The 12,747-nt window shown below is 43.8% G+C and carries 15 protein-coding genes; 8 read left to right on the top strand and 7 right to left on the bottom strand.

Features of this window, described 5'->3' with window-relative positions; translation table 11 throughout:
• The 3 genes from Q8865_09180 to Q8865_09170 form a co-directional block, all read right to left on the bottom strand.
• The coding region (locus Q8865_09180; GenBank protein ID MDP4153591.1) for a permease prefix domain 1-containing protein at positions 1–631 on the bottom strand (631 nt) is incomplete at its 3' end.
• Positions 632–646: 15 nt separating this feature from the next.
• Positions 647–967, bottom strand: a complete 321-nt coding sequence (locus Q8865_09175; GenBank protein ID MDP4153590.1) for a PadR family transcriptional regulator — start codon at positions 965–967, stop codon at positions 647–649.
• 117 nt (positions 968–1,084) lie between these two features.
• Positions 1,085–2,806 (bottom strand): ABC transporter ATP-binding protein, encoded by a 1,722-nt coding sequence (locus Q8865_09170; protein MDP4153589.1) that lies wholly within the window; start codon positions 2,804–2,806, stop codon positions 1,085–1,087.
• A 123-nt stretch (positions 2,807–2,929) separates the two neighbouring features.
• On the opposite strand from Q8865_09170, the gene Q8865_09165 reads away from it, so the two are divergent.
• The 6 genes from Q8865_09165 to Q8865_09140 all read left to right on the top strand — a co-directional run bounded on the left by Q8865_09165 (position 2,930) and on the right by Q8865_09140 (position 6,995).
• Positions 2,930–3,562: a 4'-phosphopantetheinyl transferase superfamily protein gene (locus tag Q8865_09165; GenBank protein ID MDP4153588.1), complete on the top strand. Its 633-nt coding sequence runs from the start codon at positions 2,930–2,932 to the stop codon at positions 3,560–3,562.
• Positions 3,563–3,582: 20 nt separating this feature from the next.
• Positions 3,583–4,338: a MerR family transcriptional regulator gene (locus tag Q8865_09160; protein MDP4153587.1), complete on the top strand. Its 756-nt coding sequence runs from the start codon at positions 3,583–3,585 to the stop codon at positions 4,336–4,338.
• 279 nt (positions 4,339–4,617) lie between these two features.
• Positions 4,618–5,265 carry a DedA family protein gene (locus Q8865_09155; protein ID MDP4153586.1) on the top strand — a complete coding sequence of 216 codons (648 nt, stop codon included), beginning with the start codon at positions 4,618–4,620 and terminating at the stop codon, positions 5,263–5,265.
• 4 nt (positions 5,266–5,269) lie between these two features.
• Complete coding sequence (locus Q8865_09150) at positions 5,270–5,797, top strand: sigma-70 family RNA polymerase sigma factor (GenBank protein ID MDP4153585.1); 528 nt, start codon at positions 5,270–5,272, stop codon at positions 5,795–5,797.
• A gap of 2 nt (positions 5,798–5,799) precedes the next feature.
• Positions 5,800–6,066 (top strand): hypothetical protein, encoded by a 267-nt coding sequence (locus Q8865_09145; GenBank protein MDP4153584.1) that lies wholly within the window; start codon positions 5,800–5,802, stop codon positions 6,064–6,066.
• Entirely contained in the window at positions 6,063–6,995 is a 933-nt protein-coding gene (locus tag Q8865_09140) for a zinc ribbon domain-containing protein (GenBank protein MDP4153583.1), read from the top strand. Before Q8865_09145 ends, Q8865_09140 begins: the two co-directional genes overlap by 4 nt.
• Positions 6,996–7,050: 55 nt before the next feature.
• Here the strand turns inward: Q8865_09140 and Q8865_09135 are convergent, their stop codons facing one another.
• Positions 7,051–9,066 (bottom strand): YhgE/Pip domain-containing protein, encoded by a 2,016-nt coding sequence (locus Q8865_09135; protein MDP4153582.1) that lies wholly within the window; start codon positions 9,064–9,066, stop codon positions 7,051–7,053.
• 218 nt (positions 9,067–9,284) lie between these two features.
• On the opposite strand from Q8865_09135, the gene Q8865_09130 reads away from it, so the two are divergent.
• Positions 9,285–9,533, top strand: coding sequence for a hypothetical protein (locus tag Q8865_09130; GenBank protein MDP4153581.1), 249 nt, complete (start codon positions 9,285–9,287; stop codon positions 9,531–9,533).
• Here the strand turns inward: Q8865_09130 and dhaS are convergent.
• On the bottom strand, positions 9,508–10,074 hold the full coding sequence (dhaS, locus tag Q8865_09125; protein MDP4153580.1) for a dihydroxyacetone kinase transcriptional activator DhaS: 567 nt from the start codon (positions 10,072–10,074) through the stop codon (positions 9,508–9,510). The two genes, Q8865_09130 and dhaS, sit on opposite strands and share 26 nt — an antisense overlap.
• Positions 10,075–10,111: 37 nt before the next feature.
• The gene (locus Q8865_09120; protein ID MDP4153579.1) at positions 10,112–11,098 is read right to left on the bottom strand and encodes a YeiH family protein; all 987 of its coding nucleotides are present in this window, start codon (positions 11,096–11,098) and stop codon (positions 10,112–10,114) included.
• Positions 11,099–11,206: 108 nt separating this feature from the next.
• Here Q8865_09120 and Q8865_09115 point away from each other — a divergent pair, with 108 nt between their 5' ends.
• A complete protein-coding gene (locus Q8865_09115; protein MDP4153578.1) occupies positions 11,207–12,547 on the top strand; it encodes an amino acid permease in 1,341 nt (446 codons plus the stop codon).
• On the opposite strand, the gene Q8865_09110 is transcribed toward Q8865_09115, so the two are convergent.
• Positions 12,548–12,747 (bottom strand): PfkB family carbohydrate kinase (locus Q8865_09110; GenBank protein ID MDP4153577.1); only part of this gene is annotated, 200 nt, incomplete at its 5' end.

The raw sequence follows: 12,747 nt of genomic DNA, 5'->3' as shown, positions 1-12,747 counted from the left end.
TTATCATTTCCTGAACGGCGGCGCCGATGATGAATATCACCCATGAGATATACCAGATGCCGAATGCAAAGCTGATTATGAAGTAGAGCGCAAGGGTCAGGCTCCAGACTGCGGAGAGTATTGATTTTCTCGAATTGTAATTTACGTCTTTGTTTGATTTCCACTCTTTGAATTCCTCGACCATCGTATCGTCAGTCTTGATGTATCTGGGTTTCGACATAGAGTTATAAATGAGAAGCCATGTCGCTACACCGGCGATCGTAAACATGATAATGCCTGTTATTCCATCCGGCAGGTTTAACAGTTCGCTTGATGTGATTGCCGCGATTAGGCTTACAAAATATAAAAACACAGCAGTTGAAACTAATGCCGCTGAACGTTTGTGGTATTTTAGGTCGGCCTCTCTGTCATAAAAGGGTTTTTCTTCAAGTCCCCTTAAAAGTTCGTCGATATCCCCTATGCTCGCAGCGGCTATGTTGAATGCCGCTTCCTCAGTTTTGCCTTCCGCCAAAAGGTCTCTGTATTTTTCAGTAAGATTTGCAATCATTTCTTCTTTTAGTTCATAGGCTTTGCGGGTTTTGGGCGCGTTTTCAAAAAGATGCTCTACATGCTCTCTGAGTTTTTGTTCCATTACTATTACCCCCGATTATAATAATTTATCAATTAGGATCTTGGCGTTTTCCCATTCGGATTTGTTGAGCTTGTAGACCTCACGCCCTATGTCTGTTATGGAATAATAACGCCTTCTTGCGCCGGTGCTCTCGTCTCCCCAGTAGGATGAGATATATCCCGCTGTCTCCAGCCGCCGGAATGCTGTGTAAAGAGTCGCCTCTTTGAGTTCATACTTGTTTTCTGTTTTTTCCTGAATCGATTTGTTGATTTCATAGCCATAACTATCTTTATTCAAGAGCTGTGCCAAAATGATAGTATCAGTATGACCCCGTATCAAATCTGATGTTATTGACACCTGATCGCCTCCTGATTTGAATTTCTAAGTATATAATATGCAAATATACCTCGCCTGTCAAGGTATATTTGAAAATAAGTTATAAAAAAAAGTGAGGTTTTTATCCCTCACTTGAATTTACTGCTCCTGAAGATGATTCATTCCGGCATAAACGCCGCCCAAAGCCATCAATTCATCATGCGTTCCGCATTCGGCGATTGCGCCGCTGTCCATAACGATTATCTTGTCAGCCTTGCGGATAGTGGACAGGCGGTGTGCAATGACTATCGTGGTTCTTCCATTCATAACGGTGTCCATTGCTTCCTGTATGAGCCGTTCGGTGTAAACGTCTACCGAAGCTGTCGCCTCGTCAAGGACGAGGATAGGCTTGTCACGAAGCACCGCACGTGCGATTGAAAGACGCTGTTTCTGACCGCCCGAAAGTTTTACACCTCTTTCACCGATGAAGGTGTCATAACCGTTTTCAAGACCTTCAATGAATTCATGTGCATTTGCGACCTTTGCCGCGGCAATGATCTCATCCATTGTCGCGCCAGGCTTTCCGTATGCGATATTGTCGGCGACAGAACCGTGGAATAAAAACACATCCTGAAGCACAACGCTGATACTGTCACGGAGACTGCTTAAAGTAAGGTCACGAACATCTTTCCCGTCGATAAGTATTTCGCCCGACTGCGGATCGTAAAATCTGTTCAAAAGGGAAATCATCGTCGTCTTTCCGACGCCCGTCTGCCCCACGAGAGCGACCATCTGCCCCGGCTTTATCTCAAGACTTACATCTTTTAATACCGGCGTTTCGTTATATCCGAATGTTACGCCACGGTATTCTATATGTCCGGCGGGATTTTTAAGCGGTTTCGCACCCTTTTTCTCTTTTACATCCGGCTCTGTGTCAAGCACCTCGAAAATGCGCTCGGCACCGGCACCGGCATTTTGAAGATCCTCCATGATGCGGGCAAGCGTTGAGATCGGCTGATAAAAAATGCTTAAGTATAATATGACTGTAATTATGTCGGAGAGCGGTATGCCGCCCTTTGACGCCAGATAACCGCCGTATCCTATTACAAAGACCGTGCCCATATTGCTCAGAAACTGTATAGTCGGATGATAGATTGCCGACAGCTTAAGCGCATGAACCTGCGTTTCAGCGTGTAACAGCGACGCCTCCTCCACATTCTCATATTCCCTATTCTGCTGATTGAAGACCTGTATCTCTTTTATGCCCGAAAGATTGTCCTGAAGGATGGCGTTGAGCTCACCCATCGCCTTTTGACCTTTTCTAAACTGCGGGCGGACCTTTTTGACAAACCAGCCCGAAGTAACAGCGAGAAATGGGATCGAAACAAGCGTCAAAAGCGCAAGCTTTACATTTATGCTAAACAGCATTATCGCAACGCCTGCGAAAATGATTATGTTAACGATAAGGTCGGGCACGGCATGGGCGATAAGCACCTCAAGCCCCGTCGTATCGCTTGTCACCCTGCTCATAAGCTGACCTGTCTGCTTATCCTGATAATATTTGAGCGAAAGCCTTTGAAAATGTCCGTAAATCTTTGTGCGCATGTCCGAAACGAAATGCCACGCCGCAAAATGGGTATAATAGCTTCGTATACCCTGGCAAATCGACTGCAAAAGATAAACTGCCGTAAGCATTATCGCAAGGCTAAGCGCCTTTTTCGCAAGTTCCGGATCCTGATGTTCTACAAGTGATGTGAGCTTTCTGACCACCTGTGGAGCATAAAGCTGTGCCGCTGTTCCTATGAAAACCGCAATGATGGATACGATGAGCCACCACCAATATTTTCTCGCCTCTCTCAGCATTCTGACTGCTAACTTCAAGTCTTATACCCCCTCTATTCCTATTATTATATAGAAATCGCGTTCAAAATTCAATGTAATTGACCTTTTTGGTTTTGTCCGCTATACTGTTTTTAGCTAATAATAACAGGAAAGGACAGCGCCGTGTTCTCAATATACGTTCTGAAAATCCCATATGACACCGACGGGCAGGCGGTTTTGCAAAAACTGGCTCCCTTTATATCAAAGCGTGCACGTGCGGCAAATCCGCGTGTCAAGCTGATGAGCGTATGCGGCGAGGCGCTTGCCCGGCACGCACTGTTTGAAAAATACAAAATTCCAACCGATACGGAGTTTTTATATAGCGATAACGGAAAGCCCTATCTAGACTGCGATGATTATTTTAACATCTCCCATTCCGGCGAACTTGCCGTCTGCGCTGTGGGAGACAAGAAAGTTGGCATTGATGTTGAGCGTTTAAGAACCGCCGATATGGCGCTTGCGAGGCGTTTTTTTTGTGAAAGTGAGATAAAATATCTGGACAGGCTTGACGGCACCGAAAAAAACAGCGAATTTACACGCATATGGACAATGAAGGAAAGCTATGTAAAATGCAGCGGCATGAGCATCGGCTCTATGCTTTCAAAAGTTGCGGTCGATACAAAAAACATGTCAGCCTATGACTTAAGCGGTGAAAAACTCCCCTATCATTTTTATCCGTACACATTCGAAAATTATTTTTTAACTATTTGCGAAAAAACGCTTGACTTTGACGTTGCGTCAACGTGTATGCTTTAGAAGAAGAAGGGATGAGTTAAGTGGATTACACGATAAGCGAGCTTTCTAAGCTTGCAGGGGTCAGCACCCGCACCCTGAGATATTATGACGAGATCGGGCTTTTAAAGCCGTCTGGAGTAAGACCGTCAGGCTATCGCATATACGGTCAGCGTGAAGTGGAGCTGCTGCAGCAGATACTGCTTTACCGTGAACTCGAAATGCCGCTTTCAGACATCAAAGATATTATTGCTGACAGTGATTTTGATTTTCGCAGAGCGCTTTTGAGCCACCAAAGCGAGCTTAAAGCAAGAAAACGCCATATCGACGCCCTTCTTTATAACGTTGAAAAAACACTGAAAGATCTAGAGGGTGAGAGGAAAATGTCAAACAAAGAACGTTTCAATGAATTTGCTGAAAAAGCAATTAAAGAAAATGAAGAAAAGTATGGTAAGGAAATCCGCGAGAAATACGGCGACGATGTCGTTGACGCCTCCAACGAAAGGCTTCGCAAAATGACGGGAGACGAGTGGAAGGCATCCGAAAAGCTGGGTGTCGACGTAAACTCGGCGCTTGCAGGCGCAATGGATACCGGCGACCCGGCTTCAAAAGAGGCACAGGATGCGATAAAGCTTCACAGAGAGTGGCTGTCGCATTTCGGAGATTATTCCGACGAGGCGTATCTTGGACTTACGCAGATGTATGTGAACGATCCGCGCTTTACCGCTTATTATGACGCAGTTCGCCCCGGACTTGCCGTATTTCTTCGTGGCGCGGCTAAGATTTCGGTCGGGAAGTAATGCCAGCTGACAGACGCTCTAAAAAGGCAGGCAGACAAAGAACAGGCGCTCGTCGCTGTATGCGGATACAGCAGGGCGCCTGTTCTGATGTAAGCAAAAGTGCCCCCGGTATGGGACAGTAGAGCCGTTTTGTGTTTACAAACCGTAACCTGTAGACGTGTGAGATATTGCATGCGTCTATTTTTAATTTGTTTAAAAATTATATAAAATCCTGCAACAAATTAAATTTTTAAACGTGTAATATATAGATTATAATTAATTTACTTAAAGGTGAACAAAATGCAGGACTTTATAATAAGCATTACAAATCAATTTGGATATATAGGCATTTTGCTGTTAGTGGCGATTGAAAATATTTTTCCTCCTATTCCCTCAGAAGTAATACTGACTTTCGGCGGATTTATGACCACATACACGTCAATGAACATCTATCTCGTCATACTTTCAGCCACACTGGGTTCTGTTCTGGGAGCTTTGATACTTTACGGCATCGGCAGATGGATCACACCCCAAAAACTATCGCATATTATCGACGGCAGATTTGGCAGAATATCCCGTATCAAAAAAAGCGACCTTAATAAAGCTTCAGCCTGGTTTGCATCAAAAGGCAATTCTGCTGTTTTTATATGCCGTTTTATCCCGTTAGTCAGAAGCTTGATTTCAATCCCGGCAGGCATTGCTAAATTCGACCTCAAAAAGTTCGTTTTGCTTACTGCCGCAGGAACATTGATCTGGAATGCGGTTCTAGTTTCTTTAGGTGCGATTGCAGGTTCATCGTGGGGAAAAATTGTGAGCTATTTTAAAATCTATTCTATTTTAGCCGTTGCCCTGCTTTCGATTCCGGTGGTCATTTTAGGCGTGATATTTTATAGAAGAAGAATATCAAAGCATCAATCCGTTATTCTTCTTAAAAGCAGGAAGGAGTGAGACCTTGAATGAAGTATTACAATTAAAGCAGGCGCAAAACGGCAATAAAGAAGCTTTTAAAAGTTTGATTTCGTTTTATTATCCCTTTATCTCAAAGTACCTGCTGAATTTGACCGGCAGCCCTCAGCTTTGCGAAGATCTCACACAAGAGACTTTAATAAGAATCATTCGCAGTATCGATGAGTTTGACATCGGGGGTCCCGCCTCCTTCTCTACTTATACGATATCAATTGCAAAACATCTTTATTTTGACTACTTGCGAAAAAACAAACAGTTGACCAGCTTAGATGAAGAAATCCCGTCAAAGGCTAATATCGCGGACGATATTCTAAATAAAATGCAGATTGAAGAAATCATACATTTAATTGAAACTCTGCCTGAACAGCAGGCGATACCCATTCGTCTGAAATATTTTGAGCAGCTTACTTTAAAAGAAATCGCTGAAAAGTTAAGCTGTGAACCTAATACAATAAAGAGCAGGATACATAACGGAATAGTTAAACTTCGTAAGCGATTGAAAGGGGGAGATTGAATATGGATAATGAATCAGATATGCTTGTGCGGCTCGACGAAGAAATTGAAAAGAAATGCGCTGAATTAAGGCGCAAAAGGGCGGAACAACTGTTTCAAAAACTTTTTACGGTATCATGTGTTTTATTTCTGATCGTTCCGGTTCTGCTCGCTTTTACAGGTGTAAGCATCTTTACGGCATGTTTACCGACTGTCATTTACATGACGACTAGTCTGATTTTTCTTACTCCAATTTTGATAAGTAATAATTTGGGAGGCGTTCAAAAATGAAAAAATTTGATGATTACGTTGCAAAATTGAATTTTAAAAAAGTTGCGCTAACTTACATAATAGCCGCTGTTGTGCTAGGGTTGTTATCGATAGCCTTTTTAGGTTTTGCATTTAAAGATAGGCTCACTTTCGAACATGATTTCAATAAAATAAGCGAAAAGGTAGACACCGTTCAAAACATAAATTATCTGGAACAAGATATTAAAACAGCAGCGTCCAGGTCCAATGATATAGTTGACATACTAATACTTAATTCAGACAATAAAATAGTATATAGCGCAAAGAATTCTGACCTAAGCAAAATTGACCCGTTTGTTTTAAGAAAAGACAATGCAGATGGAAATCATAATTATTTTACACTGAATAAAAATTCAAATGTTTATTTTCAGTTAGACAGAAACGATAGACTGTATTCTGTCAGAAATACGATTTCAAGAGAAAAGCGATTTAAAAATGTATACCGCGGTAAGTTTTATGAAAGCAACATCAACACCAAAAAAATCTATGATCTATCGTATGCTATAAGCAGATCGGGCGGAAACAAAGTATATTTTATTCGCAATATAAAACCAGTTTCGCACGGTGAATTTTATTTAAAAGCTGTTGCCGCTTTAGCTACTTTGCTTTTTATGATATACTGGGTGCTTGTAGCGTTATGGGTTTATGCAGATGCTGAAAAGTCAAAGCTTAGCAAAGTCACCTGGGGAATCATCTGCCTTTTCACAAATCTTGCAGGACTTTTGGTATACATCATATACAAGCAGAATAATAAGACTTGTTATAAATGCAAAACTGTTCAAGATAAAAACAATACCTTCTGCGTCAATTGCGGCGAACGAATAGATAATACGTGTCAAAGTTGCGGCAAGCCTGTCCGGGCAAATGATATATTCTGCAGTAATTGCGGCGCTAAACTTAATAAAGAATAATATATTCAAAAAAGAAGCGCAAGCCGTAACGGCTTGCGCTTCTCTCTATATATTTTTATGCTATAACTGTTTCCTGCTGACTTTTGCGTGCCTCCGATTTGCTTTTAGCAAGGGACAAGATAATTGTCAGCGCCATGAAAACAAGGAGTATCGCAACAAGAATGCCGGCGTTGAACCATGCGTTGCCTTTGTCTATGCCGCTTATGACCTCTTTCAAAAGCCCGACAGAATAAGTCATCGGCATGTAAGGATAAAGGACATTGAAGAATTTAGGCACTGTCTCCATCGGGAATGTGCCTGCGCAGGAGGTAAGCTGTAATATCAGAAGAGCGAGCGACAAGAATTTTCCCAAGTCCTTCAAATATACGAGCAGCAGCTGGACGATCGAGATGAACACCATCGAAATCAAGCAGCATGACAGGTAGAACAGAATGTTATTTTTGACGGCAAGCCCAAGGCAGACCTTTGCGACAGTTCCGAGAACGATTGCCTGTGTGAAGCCAAGTAGCAGATAAATAAAGCTTCGGGCAAGCTTGTTTTCTGAATTTCTTGAGAGTATCTTAAAGCGATTATCGGCGTCAAGGAATATGCCGAAGAATATGATTATTGCGCCGACCCAAAGGGATAAAGACATGAAATATGGAGCGAAAGCGGTGCCGTAATTCGGGACGGGGTTAATGCTCTCGGATTTTATAGAGACAGGCTCTTTTGCAAAATCTCCGAGTCCGTCAAGGTTTTTAATCTGGTCGTTTGCGTCGGAAACAGATGTGTTTACGCCGTCTTTTGCTTCGTTTATGCCGTCCTTAAGGTCGTTCGTGCCATTATATAATGACTGTGCTCCACTGTGTATGTCGGAAGCCGCTGAGCCTAATTTGCCGGTCGCACTGTTTAGCTCGGATATGCCGCTGTAAAGCGATTTAGACCCGGAATCAAGTGCCGATGCGCCGGCTTTTGCCTGTGAAAGACCCTGCGACAGGTTCGCTAAAGCCGCTTTGAGCTGTGGAAGGCTGCCCGCCCCGTTTGCCAGGCTGTCTGCTCCGGCAGAAATCTGGGAAGACGCCGCTTTGAGCTGTGAGCTTGCGTTTTTGAGCGTTTCGATGCTCTGGGCATTTTTCGGATCGGACAGTTGTGTCATGAATGCTGAGAAATATGGATCTTTCATGATGTCAGGATTCAAAGTTGTGGCGTAGTTTTTAAGAAAATCTGAAGTTGCCGAAACAGTTGAAATCAGGCTGTCTACACCTGCGGTATACTGTGAAAGGCTGTCATTGAAAGTCTTTGCGCCAGCGGCAAGAGTTTTAGCGCCGTTTGAAAGTGCGTCTATGTTAGCTGTTCCGGCGGCAAGGGCGTCAGCGCCGCTTTTGAGCTTTGAAATGCCTTCATCGAGGGTCTGAGCGCCGCTTTCAAGCTTTGCCGAGCCATCTTTTACAGTTGAAACGCCGCTTTTATATTTATTAAAGCTGCTTGCAAACTCCGCTGTTCCATTTTTGAGTGTGCCGGCTCCGTCGCTCAGGTCGTTTGCGCCGTCTGACAGCTTATTCATGCCGTCCTGAAGATCGGCCATTTTATCGGGAACTTCGCGTATCTTATCTATAAGCGTATCGGTAAGCTCTTTATTGATGTTTGACCGTGTGGTTTCTTCCATTTGAACCACCGCGCGGTTTAAAATTTGGCTTGCAAGAAAGTTGCGTTTTTCATTTGCCGAATATGTAATCGTCGCCGGGTGTTTGTTTGCGCTGTCTGCCGAGGCAATAGAATCTGAGAAATCCTTCGGGATGACTATCATTGCGTAATAATCCTTGCCCTCTGTTCCCTTTTTTGCGCTATCCTCATCTGTGAATACGAACTTAAGGCTTGCGTCATCTTTAAGTCTGTCGCACATCTCATTTCCGAGGTTACGCGCCTTGCCGTTTATTTCAGCGCCGGTATCATTGTTGACCACCGCAACCGGAAGGGTTTGGAGCCTTGAATAGGGATCCCAGAACGCGCCGAGGTAAAAATAGCTGTACATAAGCGGAATAAGGATTACCCCTATTATGACACAGATTATCATCGTGTTTCGTTTTTTCATGTTCATTCTCCTTCGCAAATCATTAACGGCATCAAGTTTAGCATGGAGAAGCATAATTGTAATTAGACACATTTAATCCGTTGTCAAAAATAATTACACCTAAATAAAACTGTCGCATTTTACGACAAATCAACCGATTTGTCTATATGCACGCAAATTTTATAGGCTTACACTTTAACTGATGTCAGATAAAATAATATGCTGTGAGGGTACACGTCATGACTATAGAAAGGAAAATAAAAAGGGCGGCGCAAAGCGTCGCCGTAGATATTGCTTTAAAAAGGATGCGCCGCTCGCCTGAGCGCTGTGCAAGGAACCTTGTGGAACTCGGCTCTGCTTCATGTGCCCACAGGCTTTCACGAAGCGAATTTAAAGAGATATATGATAAACTGCTTGCGATATGCAGAGAGTCAGACGAAGAAGCCGCGCGTGAAATGTTCTTTATGACTTTTGCATGTAACGAATGACGGCAAATTTCTGCGTGTCGTAAACAAGGTTTTTCAACTGATCGGTTATGTATTCCGGCGTTTCTTTCATTCCTTTTCTCGCCCATGACAGGATTATGCCGACTATGCCGTATGAGTAAAACTCGGCAATGAAATCCCTTTCCTCCTCAGTCAGCGCCCCCTGCGGCGCGATTCTATCGATTATACCGCAAAACAGCTCTCTTGCGACGCTGAAAAGATAATCCTCAAATCCGTTTTGTCCCGATGCTTTTAGGGCATTTTGATAAAAATACGCCTCGTTTTTCATAACAGTCAGCATCTGCTGAACCCTTGTGCCCCACGTTTCAAATGTAAGATCGTTTGTAAGAAGCGCGATAGCTTCATTATAATATATCCAGTCGACAAGCTCGAATTTATCCTGAAAATGATAATAAAACGTCTGGCGGTTGAGCCCGCAGATTTCAGTGATATCGGCAATCGTTATTTTTTCAAAGCTTTTTTTCTTCATGAGCTCTTTAAGCCCGAAAGCAATCGCTTTTTTGGTTATCATTGAATCAGACATAATATCGCCTCTCAAACCTGCCGAGCGCAGGCTTTTTTTATAGAATAGTATACTGCACCGCAAGCGAGGTGAGCGCAAGCACGACCCAGCAGATAAAGCCGAGCAGAATGGGTTTTGTGCCGCTTTTAATAAGTTTAACGATATTGGTATTTAGCCCTATGCAGGACATCGCCATGACGATGACAAACTTCCCCGCCTGAGATAAAAACTTGCCTGAGCCGGCAGGCATCGGCAAAAACGTGTTTATCACGGAAGCCGCAACAAACCCCAAAACAAACCACGGGAATATTTTTGCGAAGCTGTATCCGCCCTTTTGACCGCTTAACTTCTTACGTGAAGTATAAAGCGCGAGAACCAGCGTCACAGGCACTATCATAAGCGTTCTGGTCAGCTTGACAATGACCGCGAGATTTCCCGCCGCACTGCTGAACGTGTACCCTGCCGCAACGACTGACGAGGTGTCGTTTACCGCCGTTCCCGCCCACATGCCGAAGGTCTGGTCGCTCATACCGGCAAGATGTCCGAGAAATGGGAACAGGAATGCCGCAATAACATTGAATAGGAATATAGTCGAAATCGACTGGGCGACTTCATCATCGTCCGCATTTATCACAGGCGCAGTTGCCGCAATCGCGGAGCCGCCGCAGATCGCTGTTCCGACGCCTATCAGCGTCTTGATATTCCCGTCCAGCTTTAAAAGCTTTCCCGCTATGTATGCCGTAACAAAAGCGGCTGTCAGAGTGAACGCCATAAGTATAAGCGTCTGGCTTCCGACTTTGAAGATATTGTACAGGTTCATATCAAAGCCGAGCAGGATTATCGAATATTGAAGCAGCTTTTTGCTTGTATATTTTACCCCGTCGTCAAACACTTTCGGTCTTTTCCAGAATGCCAGAAGCATTCCAAACAAAATGCCGAGCACGGGACTGCCGATTATCGGAAAAGCCTTGCCGATGAACCATGCGGGAACAGCAATGACGCCAGCCAGCAGTATTCCCGGAATTTTGTTTATTAGATTTTTCAAGATACTCCCTCCCATGCTGTCTAGTATAAACCATATTAAATAATTAGTAAATATCATTATTTAAAGCAAAATAATAATGAATTTACTAATTTTACGGAGAGTGTATTCTTGAAAAATGAGTTCAACAGACGTCATCTTGTCATAATGTCGCTTGGCAACATTATCGGGTCCGGCATATTCTTAGGCAGTTCGGCAGTCATTGCCGAGGCGGGGCCAAGCGCGTTTATCGCATTCTTCTTAGGCGGCATCATAATGGCGTTTGAGGTGATGTTCATAACAGAAATGTGCGTGATAAATCCCGCCCCCGGTGCGTTCAGGGTACATGCTTCTGAGGTTTTCGGCCCATGGATAGGTTTTGTGAACGGCTGGACATTCTGGCTTTGCGGCATTCTCGGACTTGCAAGCGAGGTCGCGGCGGCGGCTATATTTACACGTTTCTGGCTTCCAAGCGTTCCAATGTGGATATTCTGCATAATATATGCCCTTATCATGTGGGCTGTCAATTTAAATGATGTCAAGGGACTTAGCCGAATAGAATCCGCCCTTGCCTCCGTCAAAGTCATTGCGCTGGTGCTGTTTATACTATTCGGCTTTTTGACCCTGCTCGGTATATTTAAATTCGGCTCATTTCATATAAACAATCCGTTTGAATCTGTAAAAAGGCTTATGCCAAACGGCGTTAAAGGCATTTTTGCGTCAATGATCATGGTGATGTTCTCTTTTACGGGGACAGGAATAATCGGTCTTGCAATTTCCGAAACAAAAGAGCCTGAAAAAAACGCTCCTCCTGCAATAGCAATTATCACAGTTTCAGTCATACTGCTGTACACCCTCTCTGTTCTTTTTATTGTGCTTTTAACGCCGTGGAATTCGGTTTCATCAGACGCAAGCCCCTTTGTTGAGATATTAAAACGTCTCAGTATCCCCTATTCAGACAGTATCCTAAACTTTATCGTACTTACCGCCGCACTCTCAGGGCTCAATTCCGGCATGTACAGCTCGTCACGAATGCTTAGTTCCTTAAGTCATGACAGGCAGGCGCCAAAACTCTTTCAAAAGATGAGTAAAAACGGAGTGCCCGTTTACGCCCTCGGCATCACCAGCGCCGCACTGCTTTTAACCGCTGTGCTTTCCTACCTCTTTCCTTCAAAAGTTTTCGTGATACTCTCGACTTCAAGCGGTTTTCTTGCCATGTTCAACTGGCTGACGATTTCAGTGACCCATTATTTTTATAGAAAAAAGACGCTTAAGGAAAAACCGGAAAAACTTAAATATAAAGCTCCCGGATATCCCTACACGTCTTTTGTGGAGGCATTATTAATTGTACTGATTTTAGCGACATCCCCCCTGTACACAGGGCAGGTGTCGGGGCTGATAGGCGCAGTTTTATTCTTTTTTGGGCTGATCTATGTGTACTTTCTTCTTAAAAGGAACAGGATCGTAAAGTAACTATATCTTAGTGATTTCAACCTTTTTATATATTTCATCAACCGTTTTAGGCTCCGGCGGGTTTGTGCCTTCGGTCAGGCACGCGGCGGTTCCGAATGAGGCAGCTGTTCGCAAGATATCCTCAGGCGATTTCCCCTCTAAAGTCGCCTTTAAAAATCCCGCGAGACTCGAATCACCGGCACCGACCGTTGACTTAGTCT

It is taken from the genome of Bacillota bacterium (assembly GCA_030705925.1).
In the GTDB taxonomy this organism is placed as follows: Bacteria; Bacillota; Clostridia; order Oscillospirales; family Feifaniaceae; genus JAUZPM01.
The sequence above is the reverse complement of the archived record's forward strand: the minus strand, read 5'-3'. Positions and strand labels throughout refer to the sequence as shown.

Bases quoted from the DNA above. Each gene is read 5' to 3' on its own strand.
- Q8865_09155 (MDP4153586.1), top strand. From the start codon at position 4,618: ATGCAGGACTTTATAATAAGCATTACAAATCAATTTGGATATATAGGC.
- Q8865_09145 (MDP4153584.1), top strand. From the start codon at position 5,800: ATGGATAATGAATCAGATATGCTTGTGCGGCTCGACGAAGAAATTGAA.
- Q8865_09140 (MDP4153583.1), top strand. From the start codon at position 6,063: ATGAAAAAATTTGATGATTACGTTGCAAAATTGAATTTTAAAAAAGTT.
- Q8865_09135 (MDP4153582.1), bottom strand. From the start codon at position 9,066: ATGAAAAAACGAAACACGATGATAATCTGTGTCATAATAGGGGTAATC.
- Q8865_09130 (MDP4153581.1), top strand. From the start codon at position 9,285: ATGACTATAGAAAGGAAAATAAAAAGGGCGGCGCAAAGCGTCGCCGTA.
- dhaS (MDP4153580.1), bottom strand. From the start codon at position 10,074: ATGTCTGATTCAATGATAACCAAAAAAGCGATTGCTTTCGGGCTTAAA.